Origin of the sequence: Dolichospermum circinale AWQC131C, from assembly GCF_000426905.1 — a bacterium.
GTDB classification, from domain to species: domain Bacteria; phylum Cyanobacteriota; class Cyanobacteriia; order Cyanobacteriales; family Nostocaceae; genus Dolichospermum; species Dolichospermum circinale.
Genome location: NZ_KE384627.1, coordinates 6,442 through 25,213, shown reverse-complemented (window position 1 = coordinate 25,213; position 18,772 = coordinate 6,442). Strand labels below are relative to the sequence as shown.

The window sequence follows — 18,772 nt, the reverse complement described above, 5'->3', positions numbered from 1 at the left end:
GTAAAGTTGCCCAAAACCTGTTCCCTGTTCCCTGTTCCCTGTTCCCTGTTCCCTTGTCATAACCACAATAACGCCAACCTACTTAGCGCCAGGTATTTTTAGCTGCATATTGGGTATAAACCAGAAAAAACTTATTTTCCAACTTACCCCAGATTACAGTTATGACCTGGACGCTGATTATTAGATGATTATGAGACGTTCTTTTTCCGGGTATCACGCCAAACTTCGGCCATCCTTCCCCAGTTAGTGCTAAATTCATCCAAACCGATGATATTTCCCGGTCTTTCCACGTCCCAAGAAGCGGAAAGAACACCATAGGTAATTCCCAACACGCCTAAACCAAATAATCCCATATTCACCAATAAAACGGCGATAGGGGGAAGTTGGATATCAGCCAGGGTAACTAGCAAATAACTAACTACCAAACTAGCAATACCCAAAAATGTGGGAATACCGCAAAAAGCAGCCACTCTGCGAATCATGCGCTGGCTGACTACTTCTGGAATCGCCATTTCTTGTTTAGAATAACGACGTTGCTGTTGCGGTTTTTCCTGGGTTTCTTGGGTTTTAAGGACGGGCTGAGTTATGGCCTTAGCAGGTTTTTGACGCTTTTTGTTTGGTTCAAAAGGTAGTTTACTACGTTCCGATTCTTCAGCAGCCATAAGAATAGTTCCTAACCGCGAATACCGAGACGAGTAATTAAAGCTTGATATTTTTCCCGGCTACCTGCTTGGATGTAGGCTAGAAGACGCTTTCTTTGACCAATCATCTTCAATAATCCTCTGCGGGAGGAATGGTCTTTCTTATTAACTTGCAAATGTTTACTGAGTTGATTAATCCGGTCAGTGAGCATTGCTACTTGAACATCAGCCGAACCAGTGTCGGTTTCATGAACTTGGTAGCCAGAAATGATTTCTTGTTTGCGCTGTTGCGTCAGAGCCATGATAGATTAGGTCTTTATTGTTTGTAAATTTGTGTAGCAGTTTCCTATAATATCACAACCATCCATTCCTGTGGCAACTTCCTGATCAGGAGTCAGGAATGTACCAATCAACCATTACCGCTTACTCTGGTGATTTAAGGGCTTGATCTAAAATTTGTCTAGCTTGTTCGGCTTTTGATTTTGCTTCCTGGTAACGGAGATTGGCCTGAGCAAAATTTTTCAGAACCTTAAAACCTTCTTTAAGATTGGTTATTTCTTCCTCTGTGACGGATTTATCAGTAAATAGCACATCAATGGCTTTGCGAATTTCTAAGGCTTCGGTGCGCGATTCTTGGACTTTTAACTTTAAAGAAGCTAAATTACTGAGAATTTGCACCGCTTGGGTAATCTCATCTTCACGACTAGAATTATCTGTAGTTGGTTCTTTGATTTCAATTAACTGTTGGGGACTAAATCCTGCTTCTAGTTCGGTTGGTAATTCCCCCGCTTCCATAAGTTCCATTAGCTGATCCATTGCTTTGTCACGGGCTTTAGCGGAATCTTTACCAGGAACAATCAGGATAATTTCTGGACTTTGAGGAATAGTGTATTGAACCATAAGTGTATATATAAATACTAACTAATTGATGATGGTTACGGAATAATGAATTAACCGCCGTCCAGAAACCACTATAAGGTATTATTGCATTTCCGAACCACAAAGACAAGAAATATTAGTTCAATTATACTTAATAAAGGTAAACCAAAATATAACAAAATGAGAAATTTATGACTCCCAATTCCGCCATTATGCGTTCTGTGGAACAACTGGGCTACCGCGTCACCGTTGGTGATGTGGCCACCCAGATAGGATTAAATATAGCTGAAGTTAATCAAGGTTTATTAGCCCTAGCGGCTGACGCTGGGGGACATTTACAGGTTGCAGAATCAGGTGATGTTGTTTACCAATTTCCCCGCAATTTTCGAGATATTTTACGCAATAAATACTTGCAAATACGGTTGAAAGAATGGTGGCAAAAAATCTGGTCTGTGCTATTTTACTTAATTCGGATTTCCTTTGGTATTCTTTTAGTTGCTTCTATCATTTTGATTACTGTGACTATTTTCATTATTATCACTGCTAGTTCAAATCGGGATGATGATAATCGCAGTGGTAGTAGTTCTAGAAGTAATAATTTCTTCTTTTTCCCTGATTTATTTTGGTATTTTAGCCCAAATTATGGCGATAATTACCAAGAACGACGGAGAGAAAAGGGCGAAAATAGTGAAATGAATTTTTTTGAAGCGGTGTTTTCATTTCTCTTTGGTGATGGTGATCCTAATGCTAATTTGGAAGAACGCCGCTGGGAAGACATTGGGGCTGTGATTAGTAATAATCAAGGTGCAGTGGTAGCAGAACAAATTGCTCCTTATTTAGATGATATTGGCGAAAAATATCAACAAGAATATGAGGATTATATGTTGCCTGTGCTGGTAAGATTTAATGGATTTCCCCAGGTAAGTTCAGAGGGTCAAATGGTATATTATTTCCCAGAATTACAGGTAAGAGCTAGTAAAAAACAGCGGCGTTCAATATCTGAATATCTCCATGAATTTTCCTGGAAGTTTAGTGCAGCTAGTTCTGGACAAATTCTCCTCAGTGCGGGTTTAGGAGGAGTGAATTTTGTTGGGGCTTTGATTTTGGGAAATTTATTGAGAGATGGCACAATTGCGGCTCAAATTGGCGGTTTAGTTGCTTTTGTGCAAGGTATTTATGGATTGTTATTGGCTTATGGTACGGGGTTTTTAGCCATTCCCTTAATTCGATATTTCTGGATTAAACGGCGTAATGATAAAATTACTACTCGCAATTATCAACGTCAAGAACGAGCTAGATTATTAGCCGGTGCTGATGCTTCTTTACAGAAGAAAATCGCCTTTGCTCGTGAATTTGCAACGGAAAAAATCATTAGTAAAGAAGATTCTGTTTATTCCACAGAAACAGATTTATTAGAACAGGAATTTCAGAATAAGCAAATAGGGGATAGGTAATTGGTAATAGGTAATTGGTAATAGGTAATGGGATGATATTTATTTTTCTCTTGCAAGAGTGTCTCTTGTCTCTTGCAAGAGCGCCTATTTTGTTTGAATGGGTGTCAAGGCTACACCTCGATAGTAATATCCTAGAATTTGTAGGTGGTTTGCACCACGTTTTGCTAATTCATAAGCCCCCCATTGACTCATTCCTAAACCATGACCAAAACCTAATCCTTGGAGGATAAAACTACCATTTACGTCTTTATTGACAATAAACCGCGTACTTTTAATTTTTAGTGCGGTTCTCACTTCTTCACCTTGGAGAATTTTAGTGCCTTTATCACCGATGATTTTCAGAGTTTTGACACTTCTAAAAGGTGAAACATTTTGAATAATCATCTCTTTGACATTACCAATACCGGCAATTCTGGCACTAATTTCTCTAGGAGTGAAGGTCTTTGTCCAGTTACATTCTTTGATCTTTTGATCAAAATCGGGAACAGCACGCAAATAAGGTTTTTTGGTACTCCAGACATCTTCAACGTTTTCAGTGTGTCCACCAGAACAAGCATGAAAGACAGAAAGAATGATTTGATTATTGTAAGTTAATATTTTGCCTGCTGTCTGGTCTGCGGCGTTGTAAGTTTTGGGAGATTCACTGCTTACACCTTTATAAATTTGCCAACGATCTGGACTATCCCCTAAATCATACACCGGATTTCTTCTTTGTCTTTCGCGCTCATAAAGGGCATAGGTACGGGCTGCTATGGCTTGGGCTTTGAGGGCTTCCTCCGGCCAGCTAGAATTCATTTCTCCACCAATGACGCTGTAGAGATATTCTTCTAAATCTACCCAGTTCACGGCAGTTAGGCCGTTACCTGTGGGTACTACTAGGGTTCTACCACGAAACCAGCGATCGCCAATATAAACAAATCCCTGATTTGCCGGTTCAATCCAAAATAACCCTGATTGCCATCTGTCTAAGGCAATGCCCCCGGCAACCGCTTGAGCGGCAAAGGGTCTCATTCCTGGTAATTCTCCCAGTGTCTTACCTCTACTATCTTTGACAATAGCGGTTGTGGAAGCACCGACTTTTACCTGTTTAACTTCTCTTGCAATGGCCACACGCAGAATTACAGACGCTTGGGCAGGAGCAAGTAAAACAAACCACAGTAGTATACCTATCCACCAATGTCTACCTTTAATTTCAGAAAAAAAACTGCCTAATAATAGTTGAAATTTCATTTTAATTGTTTAATCATAAGCGTATACTGTTTACCCTTTATATACTCTTATATAGTATATACTTGGTTTTTATATAACTGGGGCGCTAGGATTCGAACCTAGGGATGGCGGGACCAAAACCCGCTGCCTTACCACTTGGCTACGCCCCAAGGAATTAACTTTAGATAATATAGCAGTCCTTGTGGGATAATGTCAAGTGTTTTGAAAAAAAATTTTTTTTGCTGATGGGGAATGGGCGGTTAAGGGGGTTTTGGCGGTTAGCAAAAAACTGGGATTTTGTCAAATTTTAGGTTGTTTCACAAATTTTATGGAAAAAAACATGATTTTCTATGTCAAGATTACTTAGATATAAATACAAAAAAAAGATAAAATTTCTAGTAATATTTTGGTTAAGCTGATGTTAAGCTGACTAGAAAATTAGAATTTAAGTAACTTTTAAGACAAAAAAAAGTAGCGAAAAATACGAAATTTAATCAGGATAAACATCGTAGACGCAGAGGAAAGAAAATAAGTGTTGAAGAAAGTAGTTATTACCGGGTGTTTAACTTTATTGATGCTGGGAGGGTTGTTAACAGGGAATGCTTGGGCAGCGGAGTCAACGGCAGCACCACCCCCTGATACGGGAGATACAACATTTATGTTGATCTCATCAGCCCTGGTATTGCTGATGACACCCGGATTAGCGTTCTTTTATGGTGGGTTTGTGCGATCGCGCAATATCCTAAATACGTTAATGATGAGTTTTGTATTGATGGCCATTGTTGGAGTCACTTGGGTTCTGTGGGGTTATAGTCTTTCCTTTGCCCCTGGTTTACCTTTCATTGGTGGTTTACAGTGGTTGGGTTTAAACGGTGTTGGCTTAGAAACAACAGGTTATCTGCAAGGTTCAGCCCCAGCAGAGGTGGTATCCTACGCGCCAACAATTCCCCATCAAGCATTCATGATCTATCAAGCCATGTTTGCTATTATCACTCCAGCATTAATATCAGGTGCGATCGCTGAACGGATGAGTTTCCGGGCCTATTGCCTATTTGTAGTGCTGTGGTCAACGTTCATCTACACACCCTTAGCGCACATGGTCTGGGCAAAGGGAGGATTTTTAGGTTTATATGGCGGTATAGGCGCTCTAGACTTTGCTGGTGGTACAGTAGTACATATTAGTTCTGCTGTTTCGGCACTAGTAGCAGCAATTGTCCTCGGTCCGAGAAAAAACTATCCAGATCGTTTGAGTCCTCCCCACAATGTCCCCTTTATTTTGTTGGGCGCTGGCTTACTTTGGTTTGGTTGGTTTGGCTTTAACGCTGGTAGCGCCTTATCTGCTGGCACGGTAGCCACAGTAGCCTTTGTTGCTACTAATACATCCGCTGCTGCCGGGTCGTTAATGTGGTTGATCTTAGAAGCTACATTACGGGGAAAACCCACCGCTGTAGGGGCAGTGACTGGTGCTGTCGCTGGTTTAGTTGGAATCACCCCAGGGGCGGGATTTGTCACCCCTCTAGCCGCAATCTTAATCGGTTTTATTACTTCCTTCGTCTGCTTCTATGCTGTCAGTTTTAAACACAAGTTACAGGTTGATGATGCCCTAGATACCTATCCCGTCCATGGTGTTGGCGGTACTATCGGGGCGATTTTAACGGCTTTCTTTGCCACAACTGAAGTTAATTCTGGTGGTAAGGACGGGGTACTCCGTGGTAACTTGAGTGAGTTATTTGTGGAATTGGTAGCAATTGCTCTAGCCTATATCATTGCTGGGGTGGGGACTTGGATCATTCTGAAAATTATTGCGGCTACAGTTGGTTTAAGAGTCCCAGATCAAACAGAAAATCAAGGACTGGATATCCATGAACACGGGGAAGAAGGTTATAACTCCGAGTTCGCAGACCGAATCTCTAATAAGTAATATCAACTCAAGTTGCTAGTTATAGCAACTTGAGTTAAATAAATTAAAATTTCCCATCTCAATTGCCTCCAGGCGCGAGAAAATTAAAAATAGTCATTTTAGTCACCAAGTCCAAATGGATACAAAAGCTTTTAAACGCAACCTGCAACATTCAGCCAATTACAATCGTAAGGGCTTTGGTCATCAAGCGGAAGTTGCTACCCAGTTACAATCGGAATATCAGAGTAACTTGATTCAGGAAATCCGGGATTCTCACTACACTCTCAAGCGTGGTGATGTGACGATTCAATTAGCACAAGCATTTGGTTTTTGTTGGGGTGTGGAACGTGCTGTAGCAATCGCTTATGAAACCCGCCAGCATTTTCCCGTAGAACGGATTTGGATTACCAACGAAATTATTCACAATCCATCGGTTAACAAACGGATGCAGGAAATGCAGGTAGAATTTATTCCCGTCATTGATAAAGTCAAAGATTTTTCTGTTGTTGGTAGCGGTGATGTGGTGATTTTACCAGCTTTCGGTGCAAGTGTTCAAGAAATGCAAATTCTTAACGATAAAGGTTGTCAGATTGTTGATACTACTTGTCCTTGGGTATCTAAAGTTTGGAACACTGTAGAAAAGCACAAAAAAGGTGATTACACATCAATTATTCACGGAAAATACAAACATGAAGAAACCGTTGCTACTAGTTCCTTTGCTGGGAAATATTTGATTGTTTTGAATTTAAAAGAAGCAGAATATGTAATTAACTATATTCTCAATGGTGGCGATCGTCAAGAATTTTTAACTAAGTTTGCTAAAGCTTGTTCTGCGGGATTTGATCCTGATCAAGATTTAGAACGGGTAGGAATTGCTAACCAAACAACCATGCTCAAAGATGAAACCGAAAAAATCGGTAAAATGCTAGAGCGAGCGATGATGCAGAAGTATGGACCGGCAGAGTTAAATCAGCATTTTCAAAATTTTAATACTATCTGTGATGCCACTCAAGAACGTCAAGATGCGATGTTGGAATTGGTGAAAGAAAATCTGGATTTAATGATAGTAATTGGGGGATTTAATTCATCAAATACTACTCAATTACAACAGATTGCTTTTGATCGAAATATTCCTTCTTATCACATTGATAGTGTTGAATGTATTCAATCAATTAATAAGATCAAACATCGAGAATTAACGGGAGATTTGGTAATTACAGAAAACTGGCTACCAACGGGAGAAATTAAAGTTGGTATTACCTCTGGTGCTTCTACACCAGATAAGGTAGTTGAAGATGTAATTGAGAAAATCTTTGCACTGAAAACCACAGCAGTTTTAGTTTAAGTCTTCTGTATTAATACATTAGACATCTTGTGAGAATTAAATGTGCGTGACTTGAAACTCTTGTAGAGACGTTCCATGGAACGTCTCTACAATATTTTTCACCAGATGTCTATTATCTATGTTATGGATAATGTATTAAAATACTTTACTTTATCCCTTCTGTTGTCTAGTCCGGGGGTTTTCATTCTTTAAAATTTACAGGACTTACGCAACCGGCACATTGGTACAGTGCGTCAGATCATATCTGTTGAGGCTGGTAATGGGTAATTGGTAATTGGGAAAAGGCAATACAATAATGAACTATATCACAAGTGATTGGGCGGATATGATATAAATATTTTCTTTGCTCATTAGATATTTGTTACTAATGCAAAATGTTATAGATAAACTAAAGTGTTTATAAACTTTGTTTATTGATCTACATTTATAAATAAATAATGAGTAAATTTAAGCAACAAATAAACAATAAATTAGAGCATTTTTTCCTATTAATTTTTATAGAATTAAGTCAGACAAGAAAGTGTTACATGAAAACAATGCAATCAACATCTTTAGCTGCATACTGAAAATACAATCAGCAATATTTGAGATTTTCTTTGTCAAGCGCCTCAGCTATGAATTTTGTTTTGTTCACAGGATAAAAGCTAACCTGTCCAAAATCAAAATCTTGAACTGATAACTTCCATGGCCTAGCCATATTCACACTTATGCACCAAAGAGGTCATGATATTTAACAATTTTCAGCGAAAACTGCGCCAAGAAGCACAACTTTGGCGAGACGAAGGAATTATTAGTTCTTCCCAGCATGAACAAATAGCCAAGCGTTATCAACTCAATAACCTAGAAGAATCTACCCGTGATGGTTTTAGCATCATTGCTATTGTTATAGGTGGCTTACTTTTAGGCTTGGGTGTAATGACACTTGTGGGTGCAAATTGGCAAGGTTGGTCACGAGAAGTCAAGTTTATTTTGTTAATGAGTTTGTTTCTTTCCACTGCTATTACTGGTTTTTTGACCTGGAGAGAACCCACACTCACCACAAATCAAAGTAAAAAATCTCAACAAAGTAAACGGGTATTGGGAGAAGCATTGTTAATCCTCAGTGCTTTCATTTTAGGCGCGACCTTGATGTTAATGGGGCAAATATTTAATATTAGCAGTTCAACTTCTGAGTTATTTTTAGCTTGGGGGTTTGGGGTATTAGTTATGGCTTATAGTCTTTCCCTCAATTCTTTGGGAATTATGGCCATTATCCTCATTCAAATTGGTTATTGGATAGGAATTGGTGATTTATGGTCTGTGCCTGGAGAGGTGAATTGGGCGCGGTTAGCTGTGCGTCATATGCCCCTATTGTCTTGGTTGCTATTTGTTCCTCTAGCTTATATTTGTCGGTCTCGATGGATTTTTGGTATGGGAGTTTTGGCATTTATTCTATCTTTACAATACAATCTCAACCCTTTACCACTGTTAACATTTTCTGATGTCATTTCTTGGACAGCTTCTTTTGCTTTAGCCCTACCACCTGCTTTACTTTGGAGTTATGATGATCTACTTTTTCCTACTGTGAATTATAGGTTATTTCAACCCCTAGCCCGTAATTTGGGATTGATATGTTTTGGTGTAGTTTTTTATCTTTTGTCTTTCCGTTGGCAATGGCAAGCTGTAGACTTGAGTTATGATCAACCCAATAATTTATCGAATGTATTTCAGTCGTTACCAATTATTGATTTGGGGATTCTCAGTGGTTTGGCTGTATTGCAATGGTTGTTTTTAGTTCGTCATAGAAATAGTCCACTCCGACGAGAAGTATTTTTTAAAATCGTCATCATTACTACTTTTTTGGCGTTCATTATCATTACTCCTTTTTGGCATCAAGCTATCACTAGAATCACTGAACTAGGTATTTTTATCTTCAATATTCTCCTGGCAATATTAGTCTGGGGATTAATTCAAGAAGGTTTGAAGTTAAGGAATAGAACTACTTTTTGGTGTGGTATGCTATTATTTACTCTGCAAATTATCAGCCGGGTTTTAGAGTATGATACTGATGTCCTGTTTCGGGCTTTAGTATTTGCATCTTGTGGTTATTCCCTCATTGCTGCCGGACTTTGGTTTGAACGTCGTTTTACTACATCTAAAAGTAGTAATAATCAGAAATAGAATAATTTTTCTATTACTATGAAAGCATATTCATAAATCTCTGCGAATAAATTCCTATTGTAAATTTAGAAGTAATAGGAAAAAATACTTTTCCTATCATCTATTACCAATTAATACATTAATCTCATGAAAAGTGACTCTCCTGAATCAAAAAAAACCTTAACTCCCGAAATGGAATTTTCTGAAAAGTTGACTTTTCGGGATTATCTAATCGCTACGGAACAAAAGGCTAATAAACCTTTACCAATTTGGCGATTAATTGCCCCTTTATTGTTTCAAGTTGGTTTAATTTTAGCTGTACCTGTTCAAGCAATGTATACAGATATGGCTGGTAAAACGATAATTTTGCAAACTGTATCTGCAAATTCTGATAATCTATTTAGGGGTTCTTCATTAAACTTGGATTATGATATCTCCCGTCCCGAAATGTTGCGAAAAGTATCAGGTTGGCGGGAATGGCTGCGGAAAAATTCCCGCAGAAATGGACAAATTATCCAGGGAAGTACCTTATATCTAATTTTGCAGGAACAACAATCTTTTAATCGTAATCAATTTCAGTCCTGGAAACCTGTACGGGTAAGTATTAATCGTCCTGTTTATCTAGTTAATAATCAAGTAGCTTTAAGGGGTAATTATGAGAATGGCTTAGTTAATTATGGTTTAGAAAACTATTTCATTTCTGACGCACAAAGACAACAAATCAATAATGATCTTGCACAAATTCAGGAAAACCGAGATAGTAGAGAAGAACCAATATTAGTCAGGATAAAAGTAGACCCTCAAGGTAATGCTCTTCCTACGGGTTTATCCATAAGAAATCGTAATTATCCTTTTCAGTAAGTAAATAGACATCTAGGGTAATCAAATGTGTATAATCTGAAACTCTTGTAGGGACAATTCATGAATTGTCTCTAGTATAATTTTTGCTAAATATCTAAGTATGCAAACGTAAAAAACCAACATAAGTAACGAAAAGTAAAGTTCCTGAAAACCTCTTCCCTGTTCCCTTGTCCTTAGTTATTCATTGTCAATTACTTCTAATACAGATTTGGGTAATAACTTTTCTTTAAACCAAACAATTCTCGCGGGAACATGATCTAATTTTACTCCAGCTTTTTCTAAGTTCAATCTTTCGGAAATTGCTAAAATCAAATTATCGCAATTTGCCCGTTTTATTTGAGAAAATTTCTTTTGTAAATATTCTGGTCTCCAATAACCAATTATTTCTAAAATAAATACCCGTCCGTCTGCATGAACTAATCGAAAATCGGGAATCATCACACTACCAGGAATGGGAATTAAATTAACTTCTCTCTCTAATATCCAACCACTTTTTAAGCCATCCCATTTACTAGCAAAAGATTCCTCTAACATACTATCATAAGGTTTACCTGGAGGATAATGGGAGACTAATCCACATTCAGAATTAAGGCTAAAACGTCCTATTTTTAACTCATTTGTGTAAAAATCACGAGTTTGTAAGGTCGCTGATAAACTCCATTTTGTCACATGAAGTAAAGCGGGAATTAATTTGGCTATAGCTAAACCATAACGGGTACTGGAAGTAAATAAACTTGCAGGACCATCTACACTAATTGTAAAACCATGATCTGCATCACCTTCAATATATGCCATTAATTGAAATAGCTTTAAATAACGAAACAATAGTTTATATTCTCCAGGAACATTGCGATGAGCATTTAATACTAATTGAGTTGCTTTATAAAAAACTCCTTGAATTTGAGATAAATTATAACGATGTAAAACATCTTCTGGTTTGGGAGCATCAAAAGCAGTTAGAATTTTATTTTCTGATAAATCTGCGTAAAGTCCGTCTCGTATTTGCTTATGTAAAATTTCTTGGTTGAGTTCTTGACTTAAATCAGCCGCAATTTTATTTAAAGTAATATCCGTTAACTCTCGACTATAAGTAGATTTGGCTGCTAAAGTAAATACCCTTTCTCTTAACATTGCTGGTTCGAGAGGACTGACTATTTCAAAAGTACAAAAACTGCTCTTGAGAATATAAGCTAAACCCCGTTTCATGCGGTAATCTGTGGTATCTCCTTCAAAGTCTGCTAATTGACGTTCTAATAATCCTTGAGTTTTCCCGACTGCTTCCTGAAAAAAACTAATTAAATCGCTGGCTAAATTCAAATGTTTATGATCAAGTTTCAGTCTCTTCGGAATAATTTCCTCGCCGTTTTGGCGGTGTATCAGTAAGTCCGTTGGTAACATCTTTCTTTTTAGTTGAATAGTTAATTTCTAATTGTTCTGCTGCTTTTAAATCGCTTTTCTTTTCTGCACCATAAATAACTTTTAAATTTGCCTTTTTTGGTTTTTCTTCCTGAGTGTGATTTTCTCCCCTGCGTCTGGCTGAAGTTCCCTCTTCGCTAGTATCTTCGGCTATAACTTCATATAAAATTGCTTGTTTATTTGCTAAATTTCCCTTGCGTAAAATTCTCCCCAATCGTTGAATATATTCCCGCGTTGAACCCGTACCTGATAGAATAATCGCAATAGTGGCTGCGGGAACATCTACACCTTCATTTAAGACATTAGAAGCAACTAAGGTATTATATTCCCCTGCTTTAAATTTGGTTAAAATTTCGTGTCTTTCTTTCACAGGTGTTTGATGAGTAATGGCGGGAATTAATAAATCTTGAGAAATACGATAAACTGTAGCATTATCAGCGGTAAAAATCAAAATTCTTTCGGGATAATGGGTGGTTAATAGGTCTACAAGTACCCGCAATTTACCATCAGTTCCTAAAGCGATTTCTTTGGCTTGACGATGTGCTAACATTGCTCTACGTCCAGGTTGGGATCTTGCACTCATTTGCACAAACATTTGCCAACCTTGGATGCTTCCTAAAGAGATTTTTGATTGTTTTAAAAAATCATTACGAGTTTGAATTAACTGATGATATTTTTCTCGTTCTAATGGGGATAATTTAACTTTAATTTGCACAATTTCATGAGCAGCTAAAGCTTTACCCGCTAAATCTTCAGCGCATTTACGATAAACTTCTCTACCAATAAGAATATTTAAATCAGCGTGTTTACCATCTGTGCGTTCTGGGGTCGCAGATAGTCCTAAACGATAGGGAGCGATCGCATATTCAGCAATAACTCTGTTAAAATCTGTAGGTAGGTGATGACATTCATCAAAAATTATCAAAGCATATTTATTACCTAAACTCTCCGCATGAATAGCGGCGCTATTATAGGTAGCAATTAAAATCGGTGTTCTATCCCGTGAACCACCCCCCAATAAACCTACCTCCTGGTCAGGAAAAGCCGCGACTAAGTGAGCATACCACTGGTGCATTAAATCCAAAGTTGGGACTACAATCAAGGTGGTGCGTGGTGTGGACTGCATAGCCATTTGCGCCAAATAGGTCTTACCCGCTGCTGTTGGTAGCACAACTACCCCCTGTCGTCCAGCCAGTTTCCAAGCCGCTAAAGCCTCATTTTGGTGGGAATAGGGGGTCATTTCTACACTAGCAACTAACTCCAAAGGATAAAAAGCTTTAGCGTCATCCATAAAATCCGTAGCTTCGGCTTGAAGTGCTTCAACTAAGGAACGGTATCTTATGGCCGGAATACGGAACTTTTCTACTCTATCATCCCATGTAGCATAATCTATCCAAGTTTTACTCCGTGGTGGTGGGTGTAAAATTAATGTACCACGATCAAAAGTTAAGGTAGGGTGACGAGCCATTTTTCTCTGAATAGGGTTATGGGGTGTGATGTAACTACTCATAACCCAAAATGGTTATGATATCTAAATAGAGTTGAGTGATATTATTTTTGAACCCAACAAATGCCAGTTTCTGCAAATTATTCCTTGAGTTCTATTATGTCTATAATAGAGTTATTTTATCTTTCACCTTTTCACTAATATGAGAATCAGCGCAACTATAAACAAGGTGGACTATCTCCGCATCAGTTTAATTGATCGTTGCAATTTTCGTTGTCAATACTGTATGCCTACAGGTGCAGAACTTGATTATATCCTTAAACAGCAATTGTTAACTGATGCAGAATTGCTTACTCTCATTCAAGAGGTATTTATCCCCGTTGGTTTTACCCGCTTTCGCTTAACCGGTGGTGAACCTTTACTCCGTCCCCATATAGTTGATTTAGTTGGGAAAATTGCTCGTCTTCCCCAAACTGAAGATATAGGAATGACTACAAATGGTTTTCTACTCGCTCCCATAGCCCAAAATCTCTATGATGCGGGTTTAAAAAGAATTAATATTAGTTTAGATTCTCTAGATCCAGATATATTTGCAGAAATTACTGGTAATCATGGACGTAAACACTGGGAACAAGTGTGGCAAGGTATCCAAGCTGCTTATAGTGTGGGATTTGACCCGTTAAAATTAAATGTAGTGGTAATTCCGGGCGTTAATGACCATGAAATTTTAGATTTGGCTGCTTTAACTATTGATAAACAATGGCACGTTAGATTTATTGAATTTATGCCTATTGGTAACGGAGACTTATTTAGCGATCGCGGTTGGATATCTTCAGCAGAATTACGTCAATCCATTTATGCGCGTTGGGGATTGACAAAATCCCAAGTTTGTGGTAACGGACCTGCTGATATATTTCAAATTCCTGGGGCTAAAGGCACAATAGGATTTATTAGCCAAATGTCAGAATGTTTTTGCGATCGCTGTAACCGGATGCGTCTTAGCGCCGACGGTTGGCTACGTCCCTGCTTACTAAATGAAACCGGTCAAATTAACTTAAAATCATCTTTACGCGCTGGTATTAGTACCACCGAGCTACAAACACAAGTGAGACAAATTTTAAATATCAAATCAGAAATAAACTTTAAACAACGTGACTCTGGTACTCTCGGTACTTATGCCCGTACCATGTCCCAGATTGGTGGTTAGTCAGTTAATATCAGGGAATTTTAGATTTTATAGGGCTGATACAATTGTCACAAAAAATCAATTATAATCTTCTGTTTTTAAACAGATATCTAGCCCTGACGAGTTTTGTTATAGAGTCTCGAAGAGAGGACTAAAGTCCTCACTACGATTTAGATATTATACCAGTAAGTTCTGTTTTAGATTTTGGATTGTAGATGCAAAGAAAAACAATTCTCATCAAAATCGTCAATCCAAAATCCAAAATTGTCCTACGCTTGACGTGAATAGTATTCCACCACGAGTAGTTCATTAACTTGTAGCGCCACCCATTCCCGTTCAATTATACTATTGACCTTACCAGCCAACTTAGTTTTATCAAACTCTAAATGACTAGGAAGATTAGCCAAACCGGGATATTGCAGGTTAGCTTCCACTAACTTCTTAGAAGCTTCTCTGTTTCTGACAGCAACTTCCTCACCGGCACGGCATTGATAGCTGGCAATATTTACTACTCGACCATTAACAGTTACGTGGCCGTGATTTACCAATTGACGGGCGGCGGGGATTGTTGGAGCCATACCCATACGGAAAACGGTATTATCCAAGCGCATTTCTAACAATTGCAGTAATACCTGTCCAGTAGAACCAGCCACTCGTCTAGCTTTACGGACATAGCGCAGCATTTGTTTTTCGGTCAAACCGTAGTTCATGCGGAGTTTTTGCTTTTCCTCTAAACGGATAGCATACTCGGATCGCTTTTTACGGTTTTGACCATGTTGTCCTGGGGGATAAGCGCGTCTAGCACTCTTCCGAGTTAAGCCTGGTAATTCGCCTAAACGGCGGACAATTCTGAGGCGGGGTCCTCTATATCGGGACATGAGTTTCCTTAGTTTAATCCTTCTAAAATTTTATTCAGACTTACTATTATGACATAGTTCCCAATCATGATAGACATTTTATAGTTAAATTGTCTTCTATTTACAAATAATATTCACAGCAATCAATCAGTTAAATCCACTAATTTTTGGCTGATTTTTGATGATTACACCCACCTGACTAAATCAGAGAAGATGTCTAACCAGATTTTCAGGTAGCATAACCTTGGTTAATTGGAGAATAGTTATCGAAAGAACCCAAAAAAATTAGTAACTTTGGGAACAAATCAACAAATTATTGCTTCATTGTATTTACAGCATTATTGATAACTATAGGTGATGATTAACCAGTAGTTTAAGGACTATGACTGTTACCGATTCTTCAGGAGACCACCAGATGAGCATCAGGTTTGTACTGCTCAACTACTGAGTATAAGTAACACATAATATTGACCACCGGAGTGATCCTGATCATGTAGTAAAAATTTATCAGACTACACAAATTACACCTGTGGTTGTCCTTGATTTCTTTCACCACAACGTCCACAGGATTTAGCAACCTGTGTAGTTAGGAGCAATAAATTTAGCCACTTTTGTTAAGTGTGTCCTGGGTTTACGTCAGCTTGAGTTGTGTCCCACTCAAGCGTGAGATGCTTGTACTGATGCCAGTGAAGGACATAGGATTTTGGCGGGTTGTCTGCTAACATATTGGGTTAAAACCAGATCAATATAGTATAAGCAAACCCATCACTGGCCATGGATAAATAGATTTATCACTGTAGTCTTGGTAAATGTGCCACCGCAAGATCAAAATAGTGTCCTCTATTCATCATCCTTATTACCAAAAACCATTTGTAAGATCATTGGCACTCCGCCCTCCTGGTGATATTTATCGCCCCAAGAACGAATAACTTCGTCTAATTCGTCTATTGCTTGCTCGATTTGATCAACGGGAATATCCAGTTCTTCCACAGCCCGCATCGTATTTGGTTTCCGATCTGCCCAATATTTCATCATGCGGAAATATCGGGCTGTATCCTCTACCATCGTGTATGTGCGCTCTTGATCATCAGCAGGAGAATAAAAGGGACGAGTTAGAGCATAAAAGGGCATACCCCAGGGAGAATCAATGCGTGTTACCGTTCCTGAATACAATAGCCGACGCTTGATATGTTCTGCTAATGCTTCACTCAAGGGCATTTGGTGATTAGGGGGTAAGTCCTCCTGCGATCGCTTATGAAGAAAATCAATTAACTCCATAAATTCAAATGAGGTAACTAACTTAGCATCAGGAAGATTTTTCGGTAGCTTTTGCTCAATTTGTTTTTTCTCTTCGCTGGTTAGACTCGTACCAGGAACACGGGATCTTCCTGGTTGCCAAGGATATTTTTCCATCCAGACATAAGGAAGTTGAATCAGATAGCGGGGTTCTTGGGAACCCAGCATTTTTAGCAGTTTGCCCTCAGTTAAAGCTTGTCTTACTTCTTCTACAATGATTTTAACTCGCTTTGGCTCAAGGTGGTGCAAATGTCCGGTCATTCGCAGGTTTTGTCCCTGCTCTAAATAGGTCATGTAAATTGCACACTTGGCTGCTGTTGCGGCTGCATCTAAAAATGCTCCATGCCTGTGTCCACCTGTACGCATGGCACTGAAGGCTAGGTAAAGCATGATCTGATCCATAGCACTAGGTCCAAGACGCTTAATCAGATCTATGTCGTTGGTCATATTTTACAGACGATTTAATGGCTCGGTTACAAGTATGATGTTCAAATTAAATTACTGATTATACACCCATTTTGAAAAAATGATCTCTCAACTGCAAACCTAAAATTATGGGTTGACTCGGAAATTTTTAGGTAGTAAATGTGCAGGGTGTAAATTGGCAATTTTTTGCCTCAGACTGACTAACCCCCTCCCTCTGGAATGACTCGGAAACTTTAGATATCCAGGGTTTTGAGATGCAGGGTCATGGGGAGGATGGGGAAAGTAGAATGATTTGCATTTTTCCTATTAGAATCCAGTATAACTTTCTCTTTCTTAAATATCTATATATTTTGCCAAAAATTTTTCCATACCTTTCTTGATTATGACTTTTGATACTCATTTATCAACGTCTAAATCAGTTCTCAAGGGGAGACAGGTAATAGGGAATAGGAATTTTCCCATTACCAGTAGTCACTGACAACTGACTATTTAGAAGGTTGTGGCTGATTTGGCGTTTTTCTCCAACTAATACAGGCAGCACCAACAGTAACTAATATAACTCCCATGACTTGGATAATATCCAAGGATTCTTGCAGCATTAAACCGGCAAAAATTACCGTGAAAATGGGGACTGTAGCCCCAATTAAAGAGGAGAGAGGAGTGCCTAGTTTACGAATGCCAAAATTATTGAATAAGTAACCGCACAAGGTTAAAACACCTAATATAAAAGCACTTAAAACCAGTTCGAGTACATTAGATGAGTTAATTACTAAACCTAAATTACTTGGTAAAGGTATGATTAAGCACCCAAAACTTATTAACAACATGGTAGTAAAGTTAATTACTGTCAAAGATACGGGATGTAATTTGAGTTTAGTGGCGCATATTCTAGTAACAAGAACGTAAATTGCAAATACTATCCCGGATAGAATGGCTGTCGTGCTTCCTAATGAGGTATTGTTCACCACTACCTGACCACCTAAAACCAACAATTCACCGGCGAAAATTGCCGCCATTGCACCAGTGATCAGTAAATTAGGACGCTCCTGAAACAAAAACCACGCCAGAAAAACACTCATAACCGGATAGACAAAGAAAAGAGCGATCGCCATGGACGTGGTTACTTCACCAATAGCCAGATAAATAAGTACCTGTGATATAAATAACAATAAACCACTAATTATTGATAAAAATAAAGCCTGTTTAGTGTTGTTTTGGCTGGGAATTGCTTTCCCCCGTAAGGAAGCAAATAAATTTTCTAAGTCTTGCCAAATAGAGGGATGTAATATAGGCGACAGCATTAACATTAATGGTACAACCACTAATAAACGTAGCATTAAAATTAAGAAAATATTACCCAATGTAGGCAAGATCAACTGCTGTGTTTCCAATCTTCCCAAGGAGTTAGAATTATAACCCGTAAAGAAGATCGCCTTAATGGCTACGTTGTAAAGAGACGAAACCACTGTATACAAGGAAATCAACAAAAAACCTATCTGTAACTCTGACCAGTTGGGAGATGTTCGTTGTCTTTGTTGTCTCGGAGTTGTTTGTTGTTTAGGTGTTATTTCCCGTCTTAATTTTGGTGCCGGGGGTCGTCTTGTGGATAAATTATCAGTTAAGACGGAACTGATCTCAGGTGGTGTATTTTCTAGCACTGGTGCTGTTAATACTTGAGAAGTTAAGACAGTGGTAAGTTCAGGAGTTTTTACTGCT

General features: G+C 38.5%; 15 protein-coding genes and 1 tRNA gene. 6 read left to right on the top strand and 10 right to left on the bottom strand.

The features are described from left to right. Nucleotides 1-188 precede the first annotated feature (188 nt). The 3 genes from ACIR131C_RS0115760 to ACIR131C_RS0115750 form a co-directional block, all read right to left on the bottom strand. The gene (locus ACIR131C_RS0115760) at nucleotides 189-662 is read right to left on the bottom strand and encodes a PAM68 family protein (protein ID WP_028090981.1); all 474 of its coding nucleotides are present in this window, start codon (nucleotides 660-662) and stop codon (nucleotides 189-191) included. 11 nt (nucleotides 663-673) lie between these two features. After that, complete coding sequence (rpsO, locus tag ACIR131C_RS0115755; protein WP_028082300.1) at nucleotides 674-943, bottom strand: 30S ribosomal protein S15; 270 nt, start codon at nucleotides 941-943, stop codon at nucleotides 674-676. A gap of 121 nt (nucleotides 944-1,064) precedes the next feature. After that, a complete protein-coding gene (locus ACIR131C_RS0115750; protein WP_028090980.1) occupies nucleotides 1,065-1,541 on the bottom strand; it encodes a hypothetical protein in 477 nt (158 codons plus the stop codon). 170 nt (nucleotides 1,542-1,711) lie between these two features. Here ACIR131C_RS0115750 and ACIR131C_RS0115745 point away from each other — a divergent pair, with 170 nt between their 5' ends. Continuing rightward, the gene (locus tag ACIR131C_RS0115745; RefSeq protein ID WP_028090979.1) at nucleotides 1,712-2,974 is read left to right on the top strand and encodes a hypothetical protein; all 1,263 of its coding nucleotides are present in this window, start codon (nucleotides 1,712-1,714) and stop codon (nucleotides 2,972-2,974) included. Between the two features lie 84 nt (nucleotides 2,975-3,058). Here ACIR131C_RS0115745 and ACIR131C_RS0115740 read toward each other — a convergent pair whose 3' ends face one another. Both ACIR131C_RS0115740 and ACIR131C_RS0115735 read right to left on the bottom strand, forming a co-directional pair. After that, nucleotides 3,059-4,204, bottom strand: coding sequence for a SpoIID/LytB domain-containing protein (locus ACIR131C_RS0115740; protein ID WP_028090978.1), 1,146 nt, complete (start codon nucleotides 4,202-4,204; stop codon nucleotides 3,059-3,061). A gap of 77 nt (nucleotides 4,205-4,281) precedes the next feature. Continuing rightward, nucleotides 4,282-4,353 (bottom strand) — tRNA-Gln (locus ACIR131C_RS0115735). Nucleotides 4,354-4,757: 404 nt separating this feature from the next. Between ACIR131C_RS0115735 and ACIR131C_RS0115730 the strand changes: the two genes are divergently transcribed. The 4 genes from ACIR131C_RS0115730 (at nucleotide 4,758) to ACIR131C_RS0115710 (ending at nucleotide 10,428) form a co-directional block, all read left to right on the top strand. Beyond that, nucleotides 4,758-6,104 (top strand): ammonium transporter, encoded by a 1,347-nt coding sequence (locus ACIR131C_RS0115730; RefSeq protein WP_417033487.1) that lies wholly within the window; start codon nucleotides 4,758-4,760, stop codon nucleotides 6,102-6,104. A 115-nt stretch (nucleotides 6,105-6,219) separates the two neighbouring features. Next, a complete protein-coding gene (locus tag ACIR131C_RS0115725) occupies nucleotides 6,220-7,428 on the top strand; it encodes a 4-hydroxy-3-methylbut-2-enyl diphosphate reductase (RefSeq protein WP_028090976.1) in 1,209 nt (402 codons plus the stop codon). A 723-nt stretch (nucleotides 7,429-8,151) separates the two neighbouring features. After that, nucleotides 8,152-9,588 (top strand): DUF2157 domain-containing protein, encoded by a 1,437-nt coding sequence (locus ACIR131C_RS0115715; protein ID WP_028090975.1) that lies wholly within the window; start codon nucleotides 8,152-8,154, stop codon nucleotides 9,586-9,588. A 126-nt stretch (nucleotides 9,589-9,714) separates the two neighbouring features. Further along, a complete protein-coding gene (locus tag ACIR131C_RS0115710; RefSeq protein ID WP_028090974.1) occupies nucleotides 9,715-10,428 on the top strand; it encodes a GDYXXLXY domain-containing protein in 714 nt (237 codons plus the stop codon). A gap of 177 nt (nucleotides 10,429-10,605) precedes the next feature. Here ACIR131C_RS0115710 and ACIR131C_RS0115705 read toward each other — a convergent pair whose 3' ends face one another. Beyond that, entirely contained in the window at nucleotides 10,606-11,826 is a 1,221-nt protein-coding gene (locus ACIR131C_RS0115705) for a DUF790 family protein (protein ID WP_028090973.1), read from the bottom strand. Continuing rightward, on the bottom strand, nucleotides 11,756-13,312 hold the full coding sequence (locus tag ACIR131C_RS0115700) for a DEAD/DEAH box helicase (RefSeq protein WP_028090972.1): 1,557 nt from the start codon (nucleotides 13,310-13,312) through the stop codon (nucleotides 11,756-11,758). The genes ACIR131C_RS0115705 and ACIR131C_RS0115700 overlap by 71 nt, the downstream gene beginning before the upstream one ends. Before the next feature lie 199 nt (nucleotides 13,313-13,511). Between ACIR131C_RS0115700 and moaA the strand changes: the two genes are divergently transcribed. Further along, a complete protein-coding gene (moaA, locus tag ACIR131C_RS0115695) occupies nucleotides 13,512-14,498 on the top strand; it encodes a GTP 3',8-cyclase MoaA (RefSeq protein WP_028090971.1) in 987 nt (328 codons plus the stop codon). 248 nt (nucleotides 14,499-14,746) lie between these two features. On the opposite strand, the gene rpsD is transcribed toward moaA, so the two are convergent. The 3 genes from rpsD to ACIR131C_RS25160 form a co-directional block, all read right to left on the bottom strand. Continuing rightward, on the bottom strand, nucleotides 14,747-15,355 hold the full coding sequence (rpsD, locus tag ACIR131C_RS0115690; protein ID WP_028082312.1) for a 30S ribosomal protein S4: 609 nt from the start codon (nucleotides 15,353-15,355) through the stop codon (nucleotides 14,747-14,749). Between the two features lie 819 nt (nucleotides 15,356-16,174). Next, nucleotides 16,175-17,077 carry a heterocyst differentiation master regulator HetR gene (gene hetR / locus ACIR131C_RS0115685; protein WP_028090970.1) on the bottom strand — a complete coding sequence of 301 codons (903 nt, stop codon included), beginning with the start codon at nucleotides 17,075-17,077 and terminating at the stop codon, nucleotides 16,175-16,177. Nucleotides 17,078-17,541: 464 nt separating this feature from the next. Further along, nucleotides 17,542-18,772: DMT family transporter (locus ACIR131C_RS25160; protein WP_155963144.1), on the bottom strand; the 1,231-nt coding region annotated here is incomplete at its 5' end.

Excerpts from the sequence above, each read along its gene's own strand:
- ACIR131C_RS0115745 (WP_028090979.1), top strand. The coding sequence starts at position 1,712 with ATGACTCCCAATTCCGCCATTATGCGTTCTGTGGAACAACTGGGCTAC.
- hetR (WP_028090970.1), bottom strand. The coding sequence starts at position 17,077 with ATGACCAACGACATAGATCTGATTAAGCGTCTTGGACCTAGTGCTATG.
- rpsD (WP_028082312.1), bottom strand. The coding sequence starts at position 15,355 with ATGTCCCGATATAGAGGACCCCGCCTCAGAATTGTCCGCCGTTTAGGC.
- ACIR131C_RS0115705 (WP_028090973.1), bottom strand. The coding sequence starts at position 11,826 with ATGTTACCAACGGACTTACTGATACACCGCCAAAACGGCGAGGAAATT.
- ACIR131C_RS0115760 (WP_028090981.1), bottom strand. The coding sequence starts at position 662 with ATGGCTGCTGAAGAATCGGAACGTAGTAAACTACCTTTTGAACCAAAC.
- ACIR131C_RS0115700 (WP_028090972.1), bottom strand. The coding sequence starts at position 13,312 with ATGGCTCGTCACCCTACCTTAACTTTTGATCGTGGTACATTAATTTTA.
- rpsO (WP_028082300.1), bottom strand. The coding sequence starts at position 943 with ATGGCTCTGACGCAACAGCGCAAACAAGAAATCATTTCTGGCTACCAA.
- ACIR131C_RS0115750 (WP_028090980.1), bottom strand. The coding sequence starts at position 1,541 with ATGGTTCAATACACTATTCCTCAAAGTCCAGAAATTATCCTGATTGTT.
- ACIR131C_RS0115725 (WP_028090976.1), top strand. The coding sequence starts at position 6,220 with ATGGATACAAAAGCTTTTAAACGCAACCTGCAACATTCAGCCAATTAC.
- ACIR131C_RS0115710 (WP_028090974.1), top strand. The coding sequence starts at position 9,715 with ATGAAAAGTGACTCTCCTGAATCAAAAAAAACCTTAACTCCCGAAATG.
- ACIR131C_RS0115715 (WP_028090975.1), top strand. The coding sequence starts at position 8,152 with ATGATATTTAACAATTTTCAGCGAAAACTGCGCCAAGAAGCACAACTT.
- ACIR131C_RS0115740 (WP_028090978.1), bottom strand. The coding sequence starts at position 4,204 with ATGAAATTTCAACTATTATTAGGCAGTTTTTTTTCTGAAATTAAAGGT.
- ACIR131C_RS0115730 (WP_417033487.1), top strand. The coding sequence starts at position 4,758 with ATGCTGGGAGGGTTGTTAACAGGGAATGCTTGGGCAGCGGAGTCAACG.